Below are 22,895 nucleotides of genomic sequence, written 5' to 3' on the forward strand. Positions count from 1 at the left end.
TTGCAGCATATGGTACCTGCTGTTTCGTTGCGCTGGCCCCGGTGGCTGGTGGTGTATGTGCTGGCGCTGGGGCTGGTAGCCGGCCCGGCTTATACCATGTACGTGCACTATAATTTCTCCCACTCCCTGGATACCCGCAGCTACTTGAGCATGGCGCGGGGGCAGTTTGACGGGGTAAGTATTACGCGGCGCTACCGGGTGCTGGTGCCCGCCGCCGCTGCCACCGTAGCATGGCCCATAGAGCAAGTGTACGGCCGAATATGGCCCCAGCGCGCCACTTCCGAGTGGCCCTTGCGGCTGGCTTTTTACATGGTGAACTGCCTGCTGATGGCTGGGGTAGGCTTGGTACTGTTCCGTACGTGCCTACTGTACGGGGCCGCGCCTCCGGCCGCAGTGCTAGCCGTAGCTGCCGTGCTGGCGAGCCGCTGGGCCGTGTATATGGCGGGGTTGCCTCTGGTGGACAGCTTGTACCTGCTAGTATGTGCGCTGGCCTTCTACGGGGTGAAGGCCCGCTCCGCGGCAGCGCTGGTTGCCGTGTATCTGCTGGCTCCGCAGGCCAAGGAATCGGCTGTTTTCTTGGTGCCGTGGCTGCTGCTGTACGGCCGGCCGGCGCTACGGTGGCCGGCGCAGCTGGCGTGGCTGGCGGTGGGCGGCGCAGCGGCGGTGGCCGTGCGGTTCTGGATTGACAACCAAGTAGGAGCCCCACCCGCCGAAAGCGTGCACAACGCCCTGGCTCATATCGAGAACCTCACGTACTCGCTACGGCGGCTGGCTTCGGTGAAAGGAATAGGCGAAATCTTCAGCATTTTCGGGTTTTTCAGCCTGGTGCTGGTGGCGGGTGGGCGCTCGGCAAGCAGCCGGCAGCACTGGATTCCGGCCCTGGGTTGGCCGGGGCTGGGCGTGGTACTGGTGGTGGGCGTGCACATGCTGCTCTCCGGCGACCTGGGCCGGATGGGCTACCTCGCGGCCCCGGTGTTTGCCGTAGCCTGTGCCCGCATTCTCACCTACGACCCACTATTCCGCTGGTTGAGTAGCACGCCGGACGCTACACCCGGCCAAGATGCCTCGTAGCTGGCAGCCCCGCCCCGGCAGCCGCCAACAGCAGTGGCAGTATCGGTACAACAAACCGGGCGGCCCCTAGCGGCCCCGTGAGCAGGGCCACATAGGCCACCAGTCCCAGTATTACCAACCGCATGGCCCGCGGGTACACCCGCGTCAGCCCAAACCGGATTATCAGCCCCAGCCGCGCTACGTTTGCCAAAAATATCAACCCCAACCCCAGCAGTAGGCCCACCGGCAATTGCTGCAGTTGTTGCGCGGCCGCTATGTACTGGCCTTGGTTGAGTAGGCGCAGAAGACTCGTGGTAGTGGGTTGCGACAGACGCAGAAAGTGTACGGCGTCAAAGCGGCCGGGGTCGAGCAGCAGCGTGAGCATACCTCGTAGGTGCTGACCGGTATAGGCCACCGGATGGCGCAACAGCGCAGCCATACCAGCGTGCTGCACATACTGCTGCTGCTCGGCAAATGTGGGCCGTTGATTGGCGGCAGCCAGCGTGCCATGCACGAATTTCTCGGCGGCAGCCGGGCCTTCGGTAGTTTGCAGCACGCCCCGCACGTTGTAGCGCAGCAGGTTGATTTCGGTGATGCTAGAGAAGTGGAAATAGCCGGTACGGGCTTCGTTGCGGGCCATCCATCCCAGCGTTGCTACCACCGGCAAGGCAGCTACCACTACCAGCCACGGCCGACGCTGCCGCCAGCTAATTACCCCTACCAGCACCAACAACAGCAGCGCAAATGGGCCGAACACTGGTTTGGTGAGTAGTGCCAGCATGGTGGCCCCCGCCGCCCAAGCCAAGTGCCGAGCCTGCCAGCCCTCCGTACAGAAAGCCACCAAACTCAGCCATAGTCCCACCACTGCCGTTTGCAGCAGTACTTCGCTCATCAGTACATTAGCGTAGATGAACTGTGCCGGGGCCGCGGCAGTCAGCAACAGCACCAACGCCCACTGCCGCTGGTTTAGGCCGCCGGTTTGTGCTACCAGCCACCGTAGCGCCAAACCCAGGTTTAGCAGGCTCAGCAGGTTTTGTAGCAACAGTGTCCCCCACGGAAAGCCCTGGCCCGCCCCACCTGTCAGCCACAACCACACCGGGTAAGCTGGTGGGCGGATGCTGTACTCCTGTAACTGCAGAGGCTTCTCACTGAGCGGCAGCGCGTACAGCACGCCTGCGTCGCGCAGGTTACGCGCCGCCTGCACGTACCGGTCAGAATCCGGAAAAAAGGGCTGCCGATGGCAGAGCTGCCACCCCAGCGCCAGTAGATGCAGCAGTACCAGCCAGCCCCACACCCAGCGGGGCACGGCCGGCCGGCAAGCACACAGCGGCAAGGAAGTAGCAGTCATGCTTGCAAAGAAACAGCCCAGAATGAGAAGCTGTGAATTACATTTCACCCCAAGCTTCGGCCCTGCCCTTCCTAATACCGCTCCAAGTCCTGCTTGCGGTAGGCATCAATGGCCAGCAGGATGAACAGCAGCGTGGTGAACGACCAGAGCGAGGAGCCGCCGTAGCTGAAGAACGGTAGCGGAATACCTACCACCGGGGCCAGCCCGATGGTCATCCCAATATTCACGCAGAAGTGAAAGAAGATGATACTGGCCACACAGTACCCGTAGGTTCGGCCGAATACCGATTTCTGCCGCTCGGCTACGTACACAATGCGCGCCAGCAGCACCATGAAGAGGACTATGGTTACGGTAGTACCCAGCCAGCCCCACTCCTCGCCTACCGTGCAGAAAATGAAGTCGGTACTCTGGGCCGGTACGAAGTCGAACTTGGTTTGGGTACCCTGCAGAAAGCCCTTGCCGGCAAACCCGCCCGAGCCAATAGCAATTTTCGACTGTGTGACGTTCCAGCCCACGCCCAGGGGGTCGGCTGAGGGGTTGATAAGCACTTCAATGCGCTTGCGCTGGTGCGGCTGCAGTACGTTGTTAAAGAAAAAGTCAACCCCGAACACCATCCCAATCACCACCGCCCACACGCTCAGTGACAAGGGTAAATGGTGCCGCCACAGTTTGGAGTTGAAGCCAAAGGCTACCGCCAGAATCAGGGTAAACGTCCCAATCAGCCATAGCTTGGGTACCAGCAGCGCCAAAATCAGGATAACTCCGCCGGCGGCCAGAATCACCAGAATCAGCGGCGACATACCTTCCCGGAAATAGGCCAGCAGAAAGGCGGCAAATACCAAGGCCTGCCCGGTTTCGTTGGCGGCCAGGATGAGCAGCGGGGGCAGCAGTGTGATGCCGGCCAGCACCAGCTGGTCGCGGAAGTTCTGCTGGCGCAGGTTGATGCTGGCCATGTAGCGCGAGGCCGCCAGCGCCGTAATAAACTTGGCAAACTCGGCCGGTTGCAGGCGCATGGGTCCCAGCTCCAGCCAGGAGCGGGACCCTCCTATGGGCCGGGCAATAAACGGCGTGATGATGAGCAGCACAATCATGCCGCCATACAGCGCGAAGGCAAACGTGTCGTAGGCTTTATAGTTGATAACCAACAATATCACAATGAGTGCCACGGCAGTAGCAACCCACAGTATCTGCTTAAACCAATCGTAGGCCATCAGCTCCGAAAAGCCCAAGCTGCTCAGAGGGTTAGCGGGAGCATCAGGCGAGTAGCTGGCCGCGTACACGTTCAGCCAGCCCACGCCTACCATAACCAGGTAAATGAGCACCGTTACCCAATCGATGCTGCGGCTATAACGGGCAGGAGAAGTTGGCATAGGAGAACGTCATTCCAAGGTAAGCAAGAAGCCAGGGTGTACTGCTTTGCAAGCGGCTTAGAAGCCCGGCTATACCTGGAGTATCAGTTAATGATGTTTAACAAATCGTTCGGCGGGGCCGGGCAGCCACTCTTCCCAGCGGTGTCGCCAGGGGGCCACTTTGCCGCGCAGGTATTTTTCCATGACCAGCGAGGCCAGTGGCGCGGCCGAGCTACCCCCAAAGCCGGCGTTTTCGATGAAGACCACAATAGCAATCTTGGGGTCCTCGGCCGGGGCAAAGGCGGCAAACGTAGCGTGGTCGTCGCCGTGGGGGTTTTGCACGGTACCGGTTTTGCCGGCTACTGAAATACCTACATCGAGCAGGCTGGCGGCGCTGCCCGTACCGCCGCGGCCGTCCACTACGCCCTGCATACCGGGAATAATTTCCTCGAAGTGGATGGGGTCGACGCCCACGGTATGTTTCACCTGGAATTGGGGTAGCGGCCCGCCCTGCCCAATGCCTTTCACGAAGTGCGGGGTGTAGTACCAGCCCCGGTTGGCAATGGTAGCCATTACATTGGCCATCTGCAGGCCCGTAATGCCCACCTCGCCCTGCCCGATGCTGAGTGAGTACACCGTGCGGAAGTTCCAGCGGTGGTAGCCGTTGCGCTTGTCGTAGAAGTCGGAGGACGGAATCAGGCCCTTCTTCTCCTGCGACATATCCACGCCCAGCTTCTCGCCCAGCCCAAACTTCATTACCTGCCGCCGCCACTCGGCCAGGCCCAAGCGGGCATCCTCGAAGCGGTTGGTGGAGCGCCCGCGCATCACGGCGGTGCGCATCACCTGGTAGAAATAGGGGTTACAGCTGTTTTTGATGGCAATGCCCACGTTGCTGGGGTACTCGTGGCGGTGGGTGCAGCGCACCAGCTTCCAGTTGCACGGAAACCCGGTTTGCGGCGATACCACGCCCATCTGCAGCGCCACCAGCTCGTTCACCAGCTTAAAGGTGGAGCCGGGCGGGTAGGTGGCCATGAGGGGACGGTTGAACAGGGGCCGCTCGGGGTTATTAAGCAGCTCCATGTACCGGTTGCCCATACCCTTGCCCGACAGCGTAGCGGGGTCGAACGACGGGGCCGACACAAACACCAGGATTTCGCCGGTTTTGGGGTCGAGGGCTACCACGGAGCCCCGCTTGCCGGCCATCAGCTTCTCAGCATACTCCTGCAGCTCTGAGTCGAGGCTCAGGTGCAAATCCTGCCCGGCTACCGACAGCGTATCAAACTCGCCGCCCCGGAAGGCGCCTTTTTCGATGCCCCGCACGTTCACCATACGGTACTGCACGCCGCGCCGGCCCATCAGCTTATCCTCGTAATACGACTCCAACCCCGTGATGCCTAGAAACTCGCCGGGCTGGTACTTGGCGTACTTGGGCTTCTCCAGGAAGGCTGGGGTAATGGCGCCCACATAGCCCAGAGCGTGGGCCATGTTGTGGGTGTTGTAGGAGCGGGCCATGCGGGCTTTCACGCTGAAGCCCGGAAAGTCGATAAGATTGTCCTGAATGGCGGCCAGCTCGGGCGTGCTCAGGTTTTGCACCAGCGGTGAGGCTTTCACCCGGCTGAAGGCTTTGGCAGCTTTCAGGCTTTCGCGCACCTCCTCCACGGGCAGCTGCAGCAGTTGGCAGAAGCGGGCGGTATCCAGCTGTTTCACCTCGCGGGGCACCACCATCAGGTCGTACACCGGCGTGTTCTGCACCAGAATCTGGCCCTTCCGGTCGTAGATGAGGCCCCGGTAGGGCGTTTGCACAATACGCTGGAGCGTGTTGCGGTCGGCGGCTAGCTTGTAGCTACCATCCAGCACCTGGATATAAAAGAGGCGGGCCGCAAACACCAGCGCGACGGTCAGGAAGATTGCCTGAACTACGTACTTGCGGCCTTCAAGGTATTGCAAAGCGGAAAAGTCTGAAAAGAAATGAGTTCCGACGCTTCCGTCGGAACCACAAAGATACTTCAGGAAGTGATGAGCACCTACCGGCTCCGGCGCCGCGTGGGGAAGAATACCAACTGAATAATCAGCAGCGTGAGGCCGGTGTAGAGCGTACTCACCACAATTTTGGCCAGCGTAATACCCGGCACGCGGAAAGAACCCAGCTCAAGCAGAAAAAATGCCACGTGGTGAATACTTATCAGCATCGCCAGGTACACCACCATCCACTGCCAGCCCATTTGGTGGATGTTCACCGCATCCTGGGAGTCGTACCCGTCGCGGGGCGTAAGCAACCGCAACACCCAGGGCCTCAAGTACATAATCAGCACGGCGGCGGCCGCATGTACGCCCCCGGTATCAAATACGGTATCCAGAGTGATGCCCGTGAGGAAGCCCAGCAGCAGCTGTACCACAATGGGCGTATTGATAGGCAGAAACAGCAAAAAGCCCAGATAAATCAGGCACCAGCCCAGGTTGAACAGCACAAAATCGGTGCCGCTGATGAGCAGCACATAGAGCGCCAGGTACAGAATACCCCGGCCGGCCTGCCACAATATTTCCAGTACGCCGCCTCTCATGGTCGTTCCTCTGCTTCGGGTTTAATGCCGGCCCGGGCTTCTACCGTATCTCGCTCGGCCTTGGGGCGACTGGTTACCAGGTACACATACGTCAGGCGGGAGAAATCCACGGCCAGCCGCACCTGCACCGTCCAAAAGTTCTTATCCGGCTCCTTCACAAACGACTCAATAGTGCCGATGCGTACGCCCTCCGGGAATACGGCATTGTAGCCCGAGGTAACCACCGTGTCGCCGCGCACCAGCTTGTTCTGGCGGGGTACGTTGTCGAGCAGCACGTGCGTGGGGTCGTCGCCCAGCCAGCGTACGGTGCCAATCGTACCATCACGCTGAATGCGGGCCGAAATAGCTGATTTAGAATGTAGAACTGAGGTAATGGTAGTGTAGTGCGGGGACGCTACTTTCACGCGGCCCACTACGCCCTCAGCCGATATCACCCCCATGCCCAGTTTCACGCCATCTACCGTGCCCACATTCAAGGTTAGGTAGTTATCCACGCGGCGTTGCGTGCTACTTACCACCCGGGCCGGAATCAGCGGGTAGTCGGGGTCATGAGCGGCCAGCTGGCGCAAGCCCAGCAATAATGAGTCAGGACGGCCCAGCAACCGCAGGCGGGCCTGCGTTACGCTGTCTTTGCTAACCGGCAGCGAATCGGCTTGGCGGCGGCCTAAATCAGAAGGGTACAACTGTTGGCGCAGGCGGGCATTTTCGTGCATCAACTCCCGGTTCACGTCAATCAGCCGGAAATAGTCCTGCACCTGCGTGCGCCAATCCAGCACCTGCCCTACATAGGCGTTGGCCGAGTTGAAAAACGCCGCCCGCTGGTAGGAGCTGTTGCGCACCAGCAGGTACAAGCTCAATACTTCCAGCACCGCAAATACCAAGATGCCCCGGTAGCGAAACAGAAAGTTGAGCAGGTTATTCATGGAAATGAGACATAAGACAGTGAGAAGTGAGAAGTGAGACTTCGTTCAACCACTCCCACACGGGAACCGGAACGAAAATCTCACTTCTCACTTCTCACTGTCTCGCTTCTAAACTACGTCAGCAGTACGCTGCGGAAGGCGGGGATATTTTTGATGGCGGCACCGGTGCCGCGCACTACGGCGCGCAACGGGTCCTCGGCAATGTGAATGGGCAGCTTGGTTTTGGCCGCCAGGCGCTTATCCAGCCCGCGCAGCAACGCGCCACCACCGGTCAGATGAATCCCGTTTTCGTAGATGTCGGCCGACAACTCGGGCGGCGAAATTTCCAGGGCCTTTAGTACGGCTTCCTCAATTTTGGCCACCGATTTATCCAGGGCAATGGCAATTTCCGAGGAGGTTACTTTGATAACCTTCGGAATACCCGTCATCAAATCCCGGCCGCGCACTTCGAAATCGGGGGGTGTTTGCTCCAGCTCGGTGAGGGCCGCGCCCACTTCAATCTTGATGCGCTCGGCGGAACGCTCGCCGATGAGCAGGTTGTGCTGGCGGCGCATGTAGTCCAGAATATCCTGGTTGAATACGTCGCCGGCGGTTTTGATGCTCTGGTCGCACACGATACCCGACAGGGCAATTACCGCAATTTCGGTGGTGCCCCCTCCTATGTCGATAATCATGGAGCCCACGGGCTGCTCCACGTCGATGCCGATGCCGATGGCGGCGGCCATGGGCTCCTGAATCATCCACACCTCCTTGGCCCCGGCGTGCTCCGCGGAGTCACGCACGGCGCGCTTTTCCACCTCCGTAATACCGCTCGGAATGCAGATAACCATACGGTGGGAAGGCTGGAACAGGCGGGTGCGGGTGTCAATCATCTTGATGAGCCCCTTGATCATCTCCTCCGCGGCGTGGAAGTCGGCAATTACGCCGTCCTTCAGCGGGCGGATGGTTTTGATGTTGTCGTGGGTCTTCTCGTGCATCTGCTGCGCCTGCCGACCCACGGCAATTACTTTATTGGTAGTGCGGTCTTTTGCAATGATGCTCGGCTCATCCACCACGATTTTATCGTTGTGAATGATGAGCGTGTTGGCCGTGCCCAGGTCAATGGCTATGTCGCTGGTCAGAAAATTGAAGAAACCCATCGAGTTACGGCAAGTGAATGAGAACGGGCTGGTTGCGCCCGTTAAAAGTGGGGCAAAAGTAAGCAAGTTTCAGCGAAGCTGCAGCCTGAGTTTCTGCACGCTGCCACGCTGGCGGATGCTATAACGCTGCTCGGCGCCGTATATGACATTTCTCACTCTTATTTAGTGTACAGCCAGTTGCCAGCTGCTCATAATGTCATCAGTTTTATTTCTTAAATCATATTTCAACATTTTTAAACAACACGTCAGTAACTCGTAATATATACTAATCAAGCCGCTCTATTTCCACTGACCATAGTGGAGATTATCTGGGGTTTGTCCAAAGAAAAAGGTGGTAGCTTTACTACTCACCATTTTTGATTTTTTCATGAAATCTCATTTCCTCGCCTACGCATTCGGATCTTTGGTCATCGGCCTGGGGCTGGCAAGCTGCGGCAAAAAACCCGAAGCCTGCTTCACCATTGAGAAAGGAATTCCCAGCTCCAAAGTCAATGAAACCGTGGAGTTGAATGCCGGCTGCAGCACGGAAGCCACCTCGTTTGTGTGGGAGTGGGGAGACGGCTCGAGCGACACGGGCATCAAGACCAACCATAAATACAACGCCGCCGGTACGTTCACCATTAAGCTTACGGCCAAAAACGACGATAACTCGGCCAGCACCACCAAACAGGTGGTTATTGTTCAGTAACGGCCAGAACTGCCTCCGGGCACCGTAAGCAAACAGCAACGGCCGGCTACCCAATCCAAGGTAGCCGGCCGTTGCTGTTTGCTTACGGTGCCCGGAGGTTAGTGCTTGAAGTGCCGTACCCCGGTGAGCACCATGGCCATGCCCAAACGGTTGCAGGCGTCGATGCTGTCCTGGTCCTTGATGGAGCCGCCAGGCTGCACCACGGCGCGGATGCCGGCTTCGCCGGCAATTTCCACGCAGTCGGGGAAGGGGAAGAAGGCATCGGAGGCCATAACGGCTCCTTGCAGGTCGAAGCCGAAGCTGCGGGCTTTTTCGATGGCCTGGCGCAGGGCATCCACGCGGGAGGTCTGCCCCACCCCCGAGGCGAGCAGCTGACCGGCCCGGGCCAGCACAATAGTGTTGCTCTTGGTGTGCTTGCACACTTTGAGGGCAAACTCCAGGGCGGCTACCTCGTCGGCGGAGGGGGCCGACTCGGTAACGGTGCGGAAGTCGGCGGCGCCTTCTACCACATTATCGAAATCCTGCTCAATCACGCCGTTCAGCAGGGTTTTCACCTGCTTGGAGGGGAACTGCACCGGCTTCTGGCGCAGCAGGATGCGGTTTTTCTTGCTTTGCAGAATGGGCAGGGCATCCGCCTCAAACTCCGGGGCAATCAGCACCTCGAAGAACAGCTTGCTCAGCTCCCCGGCCGTGGCGGCATCCACCGGCTTGTTCACGATAATCACCCCACCAAACGCCGATACCGGGTCGCAGCTGAGGGCGTTGAGGTAGGCCTGGTGCAGGCTATCGGCCTGGGCCACGCCGCAGGCGTTGGTGTGCTTGAGAATGGCGCAGGCGGCGGGGCCGTCGGCCTGAAACTCCTGCATCAGCAGCACGGCCGCGTCCACATCTACCAGGTTATTGTAGCTGAGCTGCTTGCCGTGGAGCTGGTCGAACAGGGCCGACAGGTCGCCGTAGAAAGTGCCAGCCTGGTGGGGGTTTTCGCCGTAGCGCAGCGGGGTGGCGGGCTTTTCGGAAAGCTTCAGGGCCGCGCCGCTCAGCTCGGTACCCTGGGCCATGTACCGGAAAATGTGGGTGTCGTAGTGCGAGGTGGCCTCGAAGGCGGCGGCGGCGTAGTGGCGGCGGTCCTCCAGGTCGGTGGCGCAGCCTTTGGCCTGCAGCAGCTCGGTTACGGCCGCGTACTGGTCGCGGGAGCTGACCACTAGCACGTCGCGGAAGTTTTTGGCCGCAGCCCGCAGCAGCGAGATGCCGCCAATGTCAATCTTCTCGATAACGTCCTGCTCGGGGGCACCCGAGGCCACGGTTTCCTCGAAAGGGTACAGGTCCACAATCACTAAGTCGATGGGCGGAATCTGGTGCTGCTCGGCTTCCTGCAGGTCGCTGGCTTCGTGGCGGCGGTGCAGAATGCCGCCGAATACGGTGGGGTGCAGGGTTTTGACGCGGCCCCCGAACACGGCCGGGAAGCCCGTGAGGCTTTCAACGGCGGTTACGGGCGCGCCCTGCTCCTCAATAAACTGCTGGGTGCCGCCGGTGGAGTAGATGGTTACGCCGTGCTCCTTCAGCAGTGCCACCAACGGTTCCAGACGGTCTTTGTAATACACGGAAACAAGGGCGGAGCGAATGGGCTGCGACATGGCAAACGGGCTTTAGAGTGAAACGCTGCGCGAAGGTAGGCAGCCCCAGCCGGGCCGTTGTTACGGAATTATTAACTGCGCTTTTGAGCGTACCCCAACAAAACTTCCACTTGAGTTTGGCTCAACCAGTAGCAGAACCGTATAGCATAGCTCCACTATGCCCTTGTGTACGTATGCTTGAGCCGTTGATTTCCGCTACTTCAGCTACTATATTGAGCCCCTCCGCGGCCGAGTTGGCCGCTGCCGAACTCGCCCCGCGTTTATTCGTCCAAGCCCCATATACCGACGAGGAAGGCAACTTTCCGCTGGCAGAATTTAACTGGCTGCGGGCAGCGGGCCTGCTGAGTGCCCCTCTGGCACCCGCCCTGGGTGGAGCCGGGCTGGCTCAGCCCGAGCACACTGCGAGTCTGCTAAGCACACTGCGACATATTGGGCGTGGCAACCTGGCGGTGGGTCGGGTGTATGAAGGCCACGCAAATGCGCTGCAACTGCTCCAGCGGTATGGCTCAATGGGGCAGCAGGCGCGGTGGGCAGGTGATGCGCTAGAGGGACACTTATTCGGCGTGTGGAACACCGAGGCGCAGGACGGGGTGCGACTGGAGCCGCTGCCTAACGGGCGCTACCGGTTGCACGGGCGCAAAACCTTTGCCTCCGGGGCCAGCTTCATCACCCGGCCCCTGTTCACGGCAGCACTGCCGGATGGCGGTTGGCAAATGCTTATTCTAGCGGTTGATCAGCAGGCACCGGAATATCAGAAGGAGTTTTGGCAACCCCTGGGTATGCGGGCATCAGCCAGCTTTATAGTGGATTTTACGGGGCTGGAAATTGGCGAGGAGTGTTTGCTTGGGCAGCCCGGCGACTATTACGCGCAGCCCTGGTTCAGTGGGGGAGCCATCCGGTTTGCGGCCGTACAGCTAGGCGGCGCTGAGGCATTAGTAGACGAAACGCGTCGGTTTCTGCAGCAGCTCGGCCGCACCACCGACCCCTACCAGCGCCAACGCTTGGGCGAAATGGCCTTCTTGCTGGGGAGCGGACAGCACTGGCTCACGGCCGCCGCTGCCGTAGCAGCCGCGCCAGGGGCCGTTGCCGACACGCTAGTAGCCCACGCGAACCTCATGCGTTCGGCCATCGAGGATATGTGTTTGCGGCTGCTGCCGTTGACGGAGCGGTGTGTGGGGGCCAGGGGCCTGTTGCGGCCGGAGCCATTTGAGCGCCTGCACCGCGACCTGACGCATTACTTGCGCCAGCCGGCTCCTGACGCGGCTTTGGCCGATGCAGGTCGCTACGTATTGGAGCGTCAGGAGCCCGCGTACCGGCTGTGGGCTAGCTAGCCGGTTCTGGGCTGTTTGCGTAGTATGGGTGTATGTCTACGTTTTCCAGCACCCAATACCCTCTATTGCCCGCAGTTACGGCCGCCACGTTAGGCCCAACTGTAGTAATAGCCCCCCACCCTGATGATGAGTCCTTGGGATGCGGGGGGCTGCTGGCACTGCTGCGGCAAGCGGGCCAGCCGGTGTGGTGCGTGCTGGTTAGCGACGGCACTATGTCGCACCCTAACTCCGTTAAGTTTTCGGCTCCGGCCCGGCAGGCATTGCGGGAGCAGGAACTGCGCACAGCCTTAACAGCACTTCACGTGCCCGCGGAGGCACTGCTCTGCCTGCACCAACCCGACGGTGCCGTACCTATGCCCGAGCAGCCGGCCGGAGCCGCTGCCGTTCGGAAGTTGGCCACCTTTCTGCAGCAAACCCAGCCGGCTACCGTGCTGGTGCCTTGGCGGCGCGACCCACACCCCGACCACCGGGCCACTTTCCAGTTGACTCAGGCGGCCATTCAACACCTCCCCTCGCCTCTCCGCCTGCTGGAATATGTAGTATGGGCCTGGGAACGGGCACAACCCGCTGATTTGCCGCAACCCGAGGAGGTAAGTGGCTGGCAGCTGGATATCAGCCCCGTGCTGGAGCAGAAGCAGCAGGCTATTGCGGCTCACCAGTCCCAATTACCTAGCTCTCCTATCGACGACGACCCCACTGGCTTCACACTGGCTCCGGCCATGCTAGCGCACTTTGCCCAGCCGACCGAAGTATATCTGGAAGCTACAATCTGATTTTAGTTTTCTATGCAGCCCAATCCGCAACAGCCAAATTCTCTGCCGCCGGCCTATTTCGACGAGGTGTACCGCGCCAACGAAGACCCGTGGAAGTTCGAAACCAGCCCTTACGAACGAGACAAGTATGCCACTAGCTTGGCAGCTCTGCCACGGGCTCACTACGCCACTGCGTTTGAAATAGGCTGCTCCTTAGGCGTGCTCACCGAGCAACTGGCTAGCTGCTGTGGTCATTTGCTAGCAGTGGATGTGGCTGAGGCTCCCCTGGAACGGGCCCGGCAACGGTGTGCCCACTTGCCGCAGGTAGAGTTTCAGTTGATGCAAGTACCCCGGGAGTTTCCGCAGGGGCAGTTTGAGTTGATTGTCGTATCGGAAGTAGGGTACTATTTAAGTCCGCAAGATTTAGAATCGGTACGGCAGCAAATCATTCGGGCTCTGCTGCCAGGTGGGCACCTGCTGTTAGTGCACTGGACGCCCCCCGTGCACGACTACCCTTTAACTGGCGACGACGTGCACGAATATTTTTTGCAGGAAGCTCAGCCACAGGGGTTGCTCACTCATCTGCACGCCGAACGACACCCCACCTACCGCCTCGATTTACTGGCTCGTACCTAACCCGCCTTCGAGACGACCACCCGCGGCACTACCCGCCGGGTCTGCTTTATCATTCGCCGAAGTATTTGCACTGCTTCCGACAAGCGTACAGGTGCCGAGGTGGTAGCACGAGTAAGGTACGGCTGACAAGCCTCCCAAAAAGCTCCAAAAGTGCTGTAACAGGATAATAGTAGCCCTATTTCTTGAGCTAACGCTGAGTGCGCGCTGCTTGGGCGGTTTCGTCGCTCCCACAAGGTGCGTAGCTGCCAACGCAGCCGGGCCTCGGCAGCCACGCCAGCGGGGTGCGGCACCATAGGTTCCTCGCCCGCTAACTCAGCCCATTCCCGCAGCTGCCAGGATAAGCCTATTGGCACGCGCCCTTGTCGCCGGGCCGAGGTAAACACCTGTACTGTGGGGCTGTGTCGCACCCGCAAGCCGTGCCGCAACAGAGCCTGATACAAAGCTTCATCCTCTAGGTATGGCACGACGGGTAGACCGCCCGTGCAACGATAAGCGGCAGTTGTTACAGCCAAGCTAGCCCCGAAGTGCTGATGATGCCGGGGCCAGGGGTCATGAGAGGTGGGGTCCAGGTGTTGCCGTAGTTGGGTACACAGCAGATGGTAGGTGGCATCCAGAAGCTGGAGGCGCCGCACGGGACAGCCAAAGGTTTTTTCCAGCATCAGAATCCGTCCTCCCACGGCATCAGCCCCGGCCGCCAGGGCCGCGGCCGTAGCTGCCAGCCACGTTGGCGCTACCAGGGTATCGGCGTCGGTACTGGCAATGAAGGCATCGGGGGTACCCGCCGTTTCCAGCCGCCGGCAGGCCTCATCCATCAGAATACGCCGGGCCCGGCCCACATGGGCCTCGGCGGCGGGCAGCGTAATTTCGGCAATGTGTAACACTAGCTCCGGATGCTGCTGGCTCCATCGGTGGGCTACTAGCGCCGTGTCATCAGCGCAGTTATTCACCAGCAACAGCACCTCGTAGCTTTGTGGTGGCAACGGGTAGCCGTTCAAATCAGTTTGCGCGGCCAGGGCTGCCAGTGTGGCTGCAATAGTAGCACCCTCATTTTTGGCCGGGATAATGACACTTGCTCGCAGGTCTGATGCGGGAGGTGCAGCTTTATGCCAGCACGAGGCAATTGCGGCACCAGCCGAAGTGACCAAGTGAAAACGGAGGGGAGTAGCGTGGGACATGTGCCATCTTTTACGGCTAAGTCAACAGCAAAAGCTAATCTGACTGCACAAAAGAACCGAACTGACGAGCTTAAAACGCACAAATCCCCGGATTAAGGCATCCGGGGACTTGGTAGTGAGTTTCATTGTAAGCTAACCTAGAAGGCTTCGCCAACGGCGAAGATGATACCCGAGTTTCCTCCGGAACCTACCCCGTAATCGAGGCGAATATTGAGTCGGTCACGGCGGTTAAAGCGGAAGCGGGCACCGGCCCCGCCAGCAAACTTCAACCCATCAAAGGTGTAGTCACTCAAGGCCGGAGCTACTTCGCCCACGGCGCCAAATACAGCTCCATCAATGCGCCAGAATAACTTCTGACGGATTTCAGCCTGCGCGGTGGTAAACTGCCGGTCCCGGTAGCGGGCCTCGTAGATACCGCGCATCAGATAGGCGTTGTTGTAGAGCGAACCGCCCAACGTAGCCCCCATGCCGCCCCATTCCCGGAACGGAACCTGCCCGGTGTGATACTGCCCCAGAAATTGCAGGGCCAGAATAGTATTGTTAGAGCCGAACAGCGGGTTGAAGTGGCGGGCATCCACCATATACCGCGTGAATTTATAGTCGCTGCCTAGGCCTTTACCCGCAAACAGCACGTGCGCGTCCACGAAATTACCCCGATACGTGGCCAGCACGTTGTCGCGGCCATCGTAGAGCAGGGCCGGGCCCACGCCCGAAGTAGTGTAGCCCTTGCGCTGGCTTTCCGGAATGGTATAGTAGGACGCCGGGTTGCCGTCCTGGTCTTTCAACTTCACCTCGCCCAAATCGGTAAGACGGTAGCGCAGCCCCACAAACAGGTTGGGCACTACTTTTTTCAGCACCTTCTCGTCGAACACCCATAGTGGGTATTGAATATGCGACTCATCGGCCTTGCTGGTTTCGTTACCGCGGCCGTAGTAGTTGAAGGCCAAGTCGTAGTAGCTCAACTCACCCGAGAAGTAAAACTTCTCATCTCTGGTGAAAATAGTGTGCGTGAGCTGCACGGTGGTTTGCTTTTTTTGCGAGAACCACGCAATCAGGCGGGCATTGGATTTTCGTACGGTGGTGTCCGTACCAAAACGCCACACTGGCAGGATGGCCGCGCCGATGGCAAACCCGGTTTCCTGCTGATAGAAGGCAATAGGCACCGGAATAAAGCTAGGCTTATTGGGGTCGTCGGGCGTGAGCTTGAACTTGGCTGCTTTCTGCGGGGCTAAGGCTTTGGTAAGCCCTACCGGCGCACCGGTTGCAGGAGTGGCCGCTTCGGTTTGGGTGAGTGGGGCAGCCGAGGCTACTAAATCGGTGGACTCCGATGAGGCCGGGGTAACCGACTGCGCCTGGGCAGCCGGGGCAACCAGCGCGCCTAGCGCCAGCAGCGGGTAGAGAAAGCGCATACGTAGATGGCTTGGGGACAGGATGGTGAATGGAAGAAGCGGGCCGCCCGGCACCTGCGCAAAGTGGGTGTGCCTGCCGCAGCGCGCGGCCCGTAGCCTCCTAACGCAACAGTTGAGTCTACGGTTGTCGGGGAGCGTAGTGCCAGCCACCGCTACATCCACACCATCGATAACACGCCGGCCAGCATCAGCCATTTGCACCATGCGCTAAGGCGGGCAAAGTGCTTCCGCCGGTCGGCACGGCGCAGGCGGTAGGCCAGGGCTACCAGCGGCACCAGTACCAGCAGCAACAACCATCCGCCCGGCAGCCAGTGTCGGGTTGTCAGCAGCTGATACACTGCACCGGCCACCAGTGCCGCCAAGCAGGCCAGGAAAAATCCGGCCATCCACTTGGTACGCGGCACTCCCCACACGATGGGCAGCGTCCGGCAGTCGTGCTGGGCGTCGCCACGCATGTCTTCCACGTCCTTCACAATTTCCCGCACCATGGTCAGCAGGAAGGCCGCCAGCGCGTAGCCCCACACGGCGGGCCGGCCGGTACGGGCCTGTAACTCGGGCAGCAGCACCAAAGCCGCCGTAAGCAAGCCAATACTGAGGTTACCTACCAGCGCGACCCGCTTAAAGCGCACCGAGTAGCCCCACAGCAGCACGGCCGAAGCCAAATTGACCACCCCAACCCACGGGGATACCAGACCACTGAGCACAACGCCCACACCCGAAAGCAGCAAGTGGGCAAGCATAGCGTGCCGACGGTTTACCGCTCGCCCTACTACCAGCCGCCCAGGGCGGTTGATGGCGTCAATCTTCACGTCGTAGTAGTCATTAATAATATAGCCGGCCGCCCCGATGCACAACGCGGCCAGCACCAGCACCCCAAATTGCGGCGTAAGTATCTGCGGCCCCGAGGCTCCTGGCAACAGCAGGCAGCTACGCACCAGCACCAGGCACAAAGCCATAATCAGCAGGTTGGGCAGGCGCACCAGCCGGGCCAGGTCGCGCCAGCCACCCGGTTCGGGCACCGGCCGGTCAGCCTCGGTAGGCAGGGAACTGGAAGCGGATGAAGCAGATGCGTGAGCCATGAAAAACAACTAAATGGGCTGCAAAGATGCGCAGCCAGCACCAGCGCCCACTAAAAAAGCCCCGGCCGAAACGTGGCCGGGGCTTCTTCATACGTGAGCTAAAAACTTGAGTAAACGTGTGTTTACAGTTTCTTCACATTCACCGCGTTAACGCCTTTACGGCCTTCCTGAGTATCAAACTCTACGCGGTCATTCTGTTGGAGCTGGCCCCCGTTAAGGCCGGTAATGTGGACGAAGAAATCTTCCTTCGTGCCGTCTTCCGTAATGAAGCCGTAGCCCTTCGACTCATTAAAGAATTTTACGGTTCCTGTTTTCATGAAAAAGAAAAGAATTGGGTTGATGATGGTTGGGGGTAAATATAGAGGGATTTTAGAAAAGCACAACCCCGGCTGTATTGCGTACAACCGGGGTTATCGAGCCTAAAGCGGGCTTCGCTAATCAGGGCCGGGGCTTCGGCTACCAGGTTTGTTGCAGCTTCATTACGGCCTCAATCAGCTCGCGCACGGCTCCGTGGCCGCCGGGCAGCGTCGCAGTGTAGTTGCTGATGGCCCGCACATCGGTAGCCGCATCGACAGGGCACGCAGCCACGCCACAGCGGCGCATCACTTCCATGTCGGGGATATCGTCGCCCATGTAGGCAATGGTGCCGGGCTCCAGGTGGTAGGTATTCAGCAAGCTATTAAAGATTTTCATCTTGTCATCCACGCCTAAGTAGATGTCACGCACATCCAGCGACTCCAGCCGCTTGCGCACGCCCTCCTCCTCACGCCCCGAAATAATGGCTACGCGGTAGCCCTTCCGGATGGCGTGGCGCACGGCGTACCCGTCGCGGATATGAAACGCCCGCGCCTGCTCACCCGAGTTCAAGGCCAGTAGCGTGCCGTCGGTCAGCACGCCGTCCACATCGAAAATAAATACTTTAATAGCCGATAAATCGGGGGTATAATTCAAAGAATCCATGTGCTATGCGATGAAAATGCTGCCTCTGCCTGGTAGCAGCGCAAAGCTCCGGCAAGCCCCGCTTCGCCGCCCAAACCGGGCCAGCAAGGCAAGCCTTACCGGAGCTTTATGCTTATTACCGGGAGCCGAAGCTATTGATTGTCGCGCCACTCGTACACCCACTTGGCTTGAATCTGCTCCAGGTGACCCTCGTTGGCCTGTTCGCGGGTGCCTTCGAAGTTGGGCAGGCTCAGCACCCACTCCAGCAAATCGGTGAAGCGGATGCGGTAAATTTTTGCCTCAGAAAAGTCGTCACCGAACTTCTCGTACAGCGCCATGGCAATATCCTCATGGTCGCTCCACTGCATCGGGGGCTCAAAGTGGTTCATAAATCTGTTGTCAGTTGCGAGTTGGCAGTTGTCAGGACAGGCATCAGCAAAAACTAGCAACTGACAACCTACTACCGACAACTCAAAAATTAGTGGCCCAAGAAGTTCTGGGGTGGAATCTGCACTACAATGTCCTGGTTGCCCTGCACCACGCACTGGCAGCCCAAGCGGGAGTTGATGCGGGGGTTGATGGCGCGGTCAATGAAATCTTCCTCTTTGTCGGAAATTTCGGGCAGGTCGTTTTCGCCCTGCAGAATGTACACGTGGCAGGTGCTGCAGCCGCACACGCCGCCGCAGTTGTGCTGCAGCTGAATGTCGTTGTTGAGGGCCACGTCCAGCACCGATTCGCCCTCGGCGGCCACGTGCGTCTGGTCGGGCTGGCCGTCCTGAAACTTGAAGGTGATATGTACGGCTTTCACGGCGGAATGCTAGGTAGAACGGGGCAAAAATGAGGCTGCAAAGGTAGGCACGCCGCCCCCCGAATCAAAGCTACGAACCGGCCGGTTTGTTTGCCGCCTCTTCCTGGGCCGTATGCTGGATGCTGGCGGTCAGCTGCTGATACAACCGCTGCCACTCCGGGTGGCGGGCCAGCGCCGCCTCGTGCCGGGCCAGGGTGCTGGCATCGTGGCGCAGGGCGGGGCCGGTTTGGGCTGTGAAAGGCGGCTGGCTGAGGGCTTTCTCCACGGTTTCCTGAATGAGCGGGTGCAGCAGCTCGCCCGGCAGGTTGGCTTCCTGAAGCAGGGCATGGCTGATTCCCAAGAGGTGATTGGGAAAGTTGCTGGCCCACACCGCGGCCACGTGCAGCTGCAGCCGCTGAGCCGAGGTAAGCTCCCGCACATCTTGGCTGAGCGAGGCAGCCAGCTGCCGCAACGTGCGCATACCCGCCGCATCAGCCGCTTCCAGGAACAACGGCACAGTGGCCCAGTTGATGGGGCGGCCGGGGCTGAAAGTTTGGAGCGGATACAACACGCCTCCCCTGATATGTGGGTACCCAGCAAACACGCTCAACGGCAGAGCCCCGGCAGTATGCACCACCAGTGCTCCGGCCGGAAACCGGGCCGCTGCCAGCACTTCGGGCACGGCGGCATCGGGTAGTGGCAATATATATACCTCCGCCGGTGGCAGCGCTTGCAGGCTGGCTAGCACTGGTACGCCGGTAGCCACAGCTACTGCCCGTGCCGACGCCAGCGTGCGACTCCAAATACCAACCACCTCATGCCCGGCTTGCTGCAGGGCTGGCAATAGGTGCCCAGCTACTTTGCCAGTTCCCAGCACTACTACCCGCAAGCTGGTTTGGTGCGGTTGCAAGAACGGTAAGTCAACTTCCATGTTACTGCATTAAACGCAATTAAAAAGTGGTTTTTATGTCGATTTTACCAGCTTTATGCGCAATATTTGACATCTTGCCACTTCGTGCGTAAGCAGGAAATTTCACCCCGGTGACGAGCTTTCGGCTTCACAACTACCCTTCTTTCACTTTTTCTTTTTTTGAGCGTCTTTTATGACACAACTCTACAAAACAACGCATTCCGGTCGATACTGGCGTAAGCTGGCGCTGCTGGGGCTGCTGGGCCTCGGCTTCCAGACGGCACAGGCGCAGCTTCGCTATCTGCCATCTTCGGCGCAGAACGTAACCGGCACTTATACTGACCTGGGTACTACTGGCACCGCCATTGCTACGGCTAATACTGACGACGACAACTCGGCCGCTACGCCTATTGGATTCACGTTTACCTACAACGGGCAGTCATTCACCGATTTTGTACTGAATACCAACGGTATTCTGCGCCTTGGCACGGCGGCTCCCTCGGTGGCTAACCTGTTTGCCAACTACGAAAACGGCCAGGCTCCCGGTGTGGACCCCATCACCAGCACCAGCCCCGCAGATGTTAACCTGATTGCGCCGTTCAACTTTGACCTGGAAGCCGGCTCGGTTGCAGGCGGCGCGGAGTACCGCGTGGCCACCACGGGCACGGCCCCCAACCGGGTGTGCATTATTCAGTGGAAAAACGTGAGTGATAAAGCCGGTGGTAATGCTAAGCAGTATGCCAGCTTCAACTTTCAGGTAAAGCTCTACGAAACCTCCAATACTATTGAGTTCGTATACGGCCCAACCGTAGCGGCTACTACCGGTACCGATATTGCCCGTTTCCCCACGGTTGGTATTAAAGGCTCCGGCAGCGCCGCCGGGCAAACCGTCCTGGGCAATAAAACCTCCTCCGCAGGCGCGTGGTCTACTACCGTTTTCATCACGGGTGCCTACGGTACCTCTACGCACAACTACCGCCGCGCCGTGCCACCAGATGCGGGCCGCACGTACCGCTTCCTGCCCCAGCCCGCCAACGACGCCTCTGTAGCTACCATCCACACGCTGGGTAAGTTGGCAGTGCCCTACTCGCTGCCGCACACCGTAGCTGCCGCTGTTACCAACAACGGCTTCAACACGCTCACGAACGTACCCGTTACGCTTACGGTAGGCGGTGCTAATACCTTCACCAGCACCAAAACCATTGCTACACTGGCCCCCGGCGCTACGCAGGCGGTTACCTTCGACAGCTACCCTACCACCTTGGCTACGGGTACCAATAACCTGACGGTTACTATCCCTGCCGACGACGACAACACGAACAACTCACTGCCCTATACGCAGAAAGTTACCACCAACCAGGTAGCCTACATTGATGATACCCAGCCGTTCGTTGGCTCAGTGGGTGTAGGTACGGATGGTGGCATTCTGGCTACCAAGTACAAAAATACCCAAACCACTACGGTAAGCCGGATTACGGCGTATTTCCTGGCGGGCACGGCTTCTACCTACCAGTTTGTAGTGCTGGATGCCACGGGTGCTAATGGAACGCCGGGCGCAGTGCTGTACACCTCCCCAACGCAAACCCGGTCGACAGCCGCCAGCACGGTTAACTTCACTATTCCGCAGCCGGCACCGGTTATTACCGGGGACTTCTACATTGGCGTTCTGGAAGTATCCGGCAACGCGGGCATTGCGTATCAGTTGGAGAACCCGCTGCGTGCTGGCACTTTCTACTACCAAACTCCGGGAGCGGCCTGGACGCCGGTTAATAACACGACGCTGCGCACCCGGTTGGGTGTGGAGGCCACTTTCGCGCCGGTTCCCACGTGCTTGCCGCCGACCAATATTGCCGTTACCAACATTACGGCCACCTCGGCTAACGTTACGTTCACGGCAGCCAATGCTAACGGTACTGCCTACACGGTTATCTACGGGCCGCGGGGCTTCAACCCCACTACAAGCGGCAGCACGGTTTCAGGCACTACCTCGCCCATCACCATTACGGGCCTGACCTCAGGCATGCCATACGATGTGTACGTGCGCACTGCATGCGGTACTGCTGAAACCAGCTATCTGAGCACCGCAGCAGTGAGCTTCACCACGGTATGTGTACCTCCCCAGATTACGGCTTTCCCCTATACGCAGAACTTCGACAGCGGCACGGGTGCTACCCCGGTCTGTGGTATTACCATTGCCAACGTCAACAACGATGCCCGCACCTGGGTACCGGCCAGTTCCGATGTGCAGGGTGGTGCTCCGGCTTCGGCTCCGTACCACATGCGCTACATCTACAGCCCCAACTTTGCGGCGGACGACTGGTTCTTCCTGCCTGCTATGACGCTGCAGGCGGGCTACTCCTACCAGGTTTCCTTCAAGTACAAAGCCGCCGTGAACAACTCCTCGGAGAAGCTGGAGGTGAAATATGGCACCGCTACCACGCCGGCCGGCCAAACCAACCTGCTGTGGCGGAACGAGAGCATCACGAACACCACGTACACCACTACCACCGCCGGTACTGGCGCGGGTCAGGTATTGCCCATCACGCCCACTACTACCGGCACTTACTACATTGGCTTCCGCGTATTCAGCGACGCCAACCAGTATAACCTGTACGTGGACGATGTAGCCGTAACGGCTACGGCCATTACTTCGTCGTCGGCGGCGCTGCTGCGGGCTATCAGCCTGTACCCGAACCCCTCTACGGGCCGCCTGAATATTGAAGTGAGCAATGCCAACGCCCGCAATGGCCTGCAGGTTGAAGTAACCAACCTGGTTGGTCAGCGCGTGCACACGGCCACCATCCGCGACAACATGACCAACCAGCTGGACCTTTCCGGTCTGGCCAACGGCATGTACGTGGTGAAAGTGCGCAACGGCGAGGAGTACATGGTTCGTAACATCTCTATCCAGAAGTAAGAAACCCTCTCTCGAACAAAAAGGGCCGCCTTCTGGCGGCCCTTTTTTATTTATGTCACAGGCAGTGTAGGATTGCTCAGGCAATCCTACAAGCTTCTCGGCACGAAAGCGCGCTGTGTAGAAAGCATTGGAGCAGCCTGCGAATGGTGCAGAGAGTATCGTGAGGCCACTCAATGAGGTACGAAATGTACACTCCACGTTTGTCTGTTTCTCTGTTGTTTGCACTGGCATTTATCTGCCTACACACGATACACCGTTGGTGTTGACA

At 59.3% G+C, this 22,895-nt stretch carries 21 protein-coding genes; 6 read left to right on the top strand and 15 right to left on the bottom strand.

The features are described from left to right. Positions 1-9: 9 nt before the first annotated feature. Positions 10-1,071: a hypothetical protein gene (locus LF252_RS19515; RefSeq protein ID WP_226271272.1), complete on the top strand. Its 1,062-nt coding sequence runs from the start codon at positions 10-12 to the stop codon at positions 1,069-1,071. On the opposite strand, the gene LF252_RS19520 is transcribed toward LF252_RS19515, so the two are convergent. The 6 genes from LF252_RS19520 to LF252_RS19545 all read right to left on the bottom strand — a co-directional run bounded on the left by LF252_RS19520 (position 1,046) and on the right by LF252_RS19545 (position 8,370). Continuing rightward, the gene (locus tag LF252_RS19520) at positions 1,046-2,398 is read right to left on the bottom strand and encodes a hypothetical protein (RefSeq protein ID WP_226271273.1); all 1,353 of its coding nucleotides are present in this window, start codon (positions 2,396-2,398) and stop codon (positions 1,046-1,048) included. The two genes, LF252_RS19515 and LF252_RS19520, sit on opposite strands and share 26 nt — an antisense overlap. Before the next feature lie 71 nt (positions 2,399-2,469). Beyond that, positions 2,470-3,768, bottom strand: coding sequence for a rod shape-determining protein RodA (gene rodA / locus LF252_RS19525; protein WP_226271274.1), 1,299 nt, complete (start codon positions 3,766-3,768; stop codon positions 2,470-2,472). A gap of 87 nt (positions 3,769-3,855) precedes the next feature. Then, a complete protein-coding gene (gene mrdA, locus LF252_RS19530) occupies positions 3,856-5,694 on the bottom strand; it encodes a penicillin-binding protein 2 (RefSeq protein WP_226271275.1) in 1,839 nt (612 codons plus the stop codon). Positions 5,695-5,771: 77 nt separating this feature from the next. Then, positions 5,772-6,308 (bottom strand): hypothetical protein, encoded by a 537-nt coding sequence (locus tag LF252_RS19535; protein WP_226271276.1) that lies wholly within the window; start codon positions 6,306-6,308, stop codon positions 5,772-5,774. Continuing rightward, a complete protein-coding gene (gene mreC, locus LF252_RS19540; protein ID WP_226271277.1) occupies positions 6,305-7,231 on the bottom strand; it encodes a rod shape-determining protein MreC in 927 nt (308 codons plus the stop codon). Before mreC ends, LF252_RS19535 begins: the two co-directional genes overlap by 4 nt. Positions 7,232-7,344: 113 nt before the next feature. Next, positions 7,345-8,370, bottom strand: coding sequence for a rod shape-determining protein (locus LF252_RS19545; protein WP_125430124.1), 1,026 nt, complete (start codon positions 8,368-8,370; stop codon positions 7,345-7,347). A 367-nt stretch (positions 8,371-8,737) separates the two neighbouring features. On the opposite strand from LF252_RS19545, the gene LF252_RS19550 reads away from it, so the two are divergent. Next, positions 8,738-9,058, top strand: coding sequence for a PKD domain-containing protein (locus tag LF252_RS19550; RefSeq protein WP_226271278.1), 321 nt, complete (start codon positions 8,738-8,740; stop codon positions 9,056-9,058). Between the two features lie 98 nt (positions 9,059-9,156). Here the strand turns inward: LF252_RS19550 and purH are convergent, their stop codons facing one another. Next, positions 9,157-10,692, bottom strand: coding sequence for a bifunctional phosphoribosylaminoimidazolecarboxamide formyltransferase/IMP cyclohydrolase (purH, locus tag LF252_RS19555; RefSeq protein ID WP_226271279.1), 1,536 nt, complete (start codon positions 10,690-10,692; stop codon positions 9,157-9,159). A gap of 212 nt (positions 10,693-10,904) precedes the next feature. Between purH and LF252_RS19560 the strand changes: the two genes are divergently transcribed. From LF252_RS19560 to LF252_RS19570, 3 genes are read left to right on the top strand one after another with little or no spacing between them, the layout of a single operon-like run. After that, positions 10,905-12,023, top strand: a complete 1,119-nt coding sequence (locus LF252_RS19560) for an acyl-CoA dehydrogenase family protein (protein WP_226271280.1) — start codon at positions 10,905-10,907, stop codon at positions 12,021-12,023. Between the two features lie 32 nt (positions 12,024-12,055). Then, positions 12,056-12,796, top strand: coding sequence for a PIG-L deacetylase family protein (locus LF252_RS19565; RefSeq protein WP_226271281.1), 741 nt, complete (start codon positions 12,056-12,058; stop codon positions 12,794-12,796). A gap of 12 nt (positions 12,797-12,808) precedes the next feature. After that, complete coding sequence (locus LF252_RS19570) at positions 12,809-13,411, top strand: class I SAM-dependent DNA methyltransferase (protein WP_226271282.1); 603 nt, start codon at positions 12,809-12,811, stop codon at positions 13,409-13,411. On the opposite strand, the gene LF252_RS19575 is transcribed toward LF252_RS19570, so the two are convergent. From LF252_RS19575 to LF252_RS19610, 8 genes are all read right to left on the bottom strand, one after another. Continuing rightward, positions 13,408-14,586 (bottom strand): glycosyltransferase, encoded by a 1,179-nt coding sequence (locus LF252_RS19575; RefSeq protein WP_226271283.1) that lies wholly within the window; start codon positions 14,584-14,586, stop codon positions 13,408-13,410. The genes LF252_RS19570 and LF252_RS19575 overlap by 4 nt on opposite strands. 137 nt (positions 14,587-14,723) lie before the next feature. Continuing rightward, complete coding sequence (locus LF252_RS19580; RefSeq protein WP_226271284.1) at positions 14,724-15,995, bottom strand: BamA/TamA family outer membrane protein; 1,272 nt, start codon at positions 15,993-15,995, stop codon at positions 14,724-14,726. Between the two features lie 152 nt (positions 15,996-16,147). After that, entirely contained in the window at positions 16,148-17,074 is a 927-nt protein-coding gene (locus LF252_RS19585; RefSeq protein WP_226271285.1) for a geranylgeranylglycerol-phosphate geranylgeranyltransferase, read from the bottom strand. 122 nt (positions 17,075-17,196) lie between these two features. Beyond that, on the bottom strand, positions 17,197-17,391 hold the full coding sequence (locus tag LF252_RS19590) for a cold-shock protein (protein WP_226271286.1): 195 nt from the start codon (positions 17,389-17,391) through the stop codon (positions 17,197-17,199). 139 nt (positions 17,392-17,530) lie between these two features. Further along, positions 17,531-18,034, bottom strand: coding sequence for a KdsC family phosphatase (locus tag LF252_RS19595; protein ID WP_317197874.1), 504 nt, complete (start codon positions 18,032-18,034; stop codon positions 17,531-17,533). 131 nt (positions 18,035-18,165) lie between these two features. After that, positions 18,166-18,402 (bottom strand): Fe-S cluster assembly protein IscX, encoded by a 237-nt coding sequence (gene iscX, locus LF252_RS19600; protein ID WP_226271287.1) that lies wholly within the window; start codon positions 18,400-18,402, stop codon positions 18,166-18,168. An 89-nt stretch (positions 18,403-18,491) separates the two neighbouring features. Beyond that, positions 18,492-18,821, bottom strand: a complete 330-nt coding sequence (locus LF252_RS19605; RefSeq protein WP_226271288.1) for a 2Fe-2S iron-sulfur cluster-binding protein — start codon at positions 18,819-18,821, stop codon at positions 18,492-18,494. Between the two features lie 70 nt (positions 18,822-18,891). Next, complete coding sequence (locus tag LF252_RS19610) at positions 18,892-19,731, bottom strand: Rossmann-like and DUF2520 domain-containing protein (protein ID WP_226271289.1); 840 nt, start codon at positions 19,729-19,731, stop codon at positions 18,892-18,894. Positions 19,732-19,903: 172 nt separating this feature from the next. Between LF252_RS19610 and LF252_RS19615 the strand changes: the two genes are divergently transcribed. Further along, positions 19,904-22,627, top strand: coding sequence for a T9SS type A sorting domain-containing protein (locus tag LF252_RS19615; RefSeq protein WP_226271290.1), 2,724 nt, complete (start codon positions 19,904-19,906; stop codon positions 22,625-22,627). Positions 22,628-22,895: the final 268 nt, after the last annotated feature.

The organism is Hymenobacter pini (genome assembly GCF_020421205.1).
GTDB classification, from domain to species: domain Bacteria; phylum Bacteroidota; class Bacteroidia; order Cytophagales; family Hymenobacteraceae; genus Hymenobacter; species Hymenobacter pini.

What these genes read in the sequence shown, in the direction of transcription:
- LF252_RS19535 (WP_226271276.1), bottom strand. Translation starts at nt 6,308, where the DNA reads ATGAGAGGCGGCGTACTGGAAATATTGTGGCAGGCCGGCCGGGGTATT.
- LF252_RS19610 (WP_226271289.1), bottom strand. Translation starts at nt 19,731, where the DNA reads ATGGAAGTTGACTTACCGTTCTTGCAACCGCACCAAACCAGCTTGCGG.
- LF252_RS19575 (WP_226271283.1), bottom strand. Translation starts at nt 14,586, where the DNA reads ATGTCCCACGCTACTCCCCTCCGTTTTCACTTGGTCACTTCGGCTGGT.
- mreC (WP_226271277.1), bottom strand. Translation starts at nt 7,231, where the DNA reads ATGAATAACCTGCTCAACTTTCTGTTTCGCTACCGGGGCATCTTGGTA.
- LF252_RS19595 (WP_317197874.1), bottom strand. Translation starts at nt 18,034, where the DNA reads ATGGATTCTTTGAATTATACCCCCGATTTATCGGCTATTAAAGTATTT.
- LF252_RS19590 (WP_226271286.1), bottom strand. Translation starts at nt 17,391, where the DNA reads ATGAAAACAGGAACCGTAAAATTCTTTAATGAGTCGAAGGGCTACGGC.
- purH (WP_226271279.1), bottom strand. Translation starts at nt 10,692, where the DNA reads ATGTCGCAGCCCATTCGCTCCGCCCTTGTTTCCGTGTATTACAAAGAC.
- LF252_RS19565 (WP_226271281.1), top strand. Translation starts at nt 12,056, where the DNA reads ATGTCTACGTTTTCCAGCACCCAATACCCTCTATTGCCCGCAGTTACG.
- LF252_RS19570 (WP_226271282.1), top strand. Translation starts at nt 12,809, where the DNA reads ATGCAGCCCAATCCGCAACAGCCAAATTCTCTGCCGCCGGCCTATTTC.
- rodA (WP_226271274.1), bottom strand. Translation starts at nt 3,768, where the DNA reads ATGCCAACTTCTCCTGCCCGTTATAGCCGCAGCATCGATTGGGTAACG.
- LF252_RS19515 (WP_226271272.1), top strand. Translation starts at nt 10, where the DNA reads ATGGTACCTGCTGTTTCGTTGCGCTGGCCCCGGTGGCTGGTGGTGTAT.
- LF252_RS19520 (WP_226271273.1), bottom strand. Translation starts at nt 2,398, where the DNA reads ATGACTGCTACTTCCTTGCCGCTGTGTGCTTGCCGGCCGGCCGTGCCC.
- LF252_RS19550 (WP_226271278.1), top strand. Translation starts at nt 8,738, where the DNA reads ATGAAATCTCATTTCCTCGCCTACGCATTCGGATCTTTGGTCATCGGC.
- LF252_RS19615 (WP_226271290.1), top strand. Translation starts at nt 19,904, where the DNA reads ATGACACAACTCTACAAAACAACGCATTCCGGTCGATACTGGCGTAAG.
- iscX (WP_226271287.1), bottom strand. Translation starts at nt 18,402, where the DNA reads ATGAACCACTTTGAGCCCCCGATGCAGTGGAGCGACCATGAGGATATT.
- LF252_RS19580 (WP_226271284.1), bottom strand. Translation starts at nt 15,995, where the DNA reads ATGCGCTTTCTCTACCCGCTGCTGGCGCTAGGCGCGCTGGTTGCCCCG.
- LF252_RS19585 (WP_226271285.1), bottom strand. Translation starts at nt 17,074, where the DNA reads ATGGCTCACGCATCTGCTTCATCCGCTTCCAGTTCCCTGCCTACCGAG.
- LF252_RS19545 (WP_125430124.1), bottom strand. Translation starts at nt 8,370, where the DNA reads ATGGGTTTCTTCAATTTTCTGACCAGCGACATAGCCATTGACCTGGGC.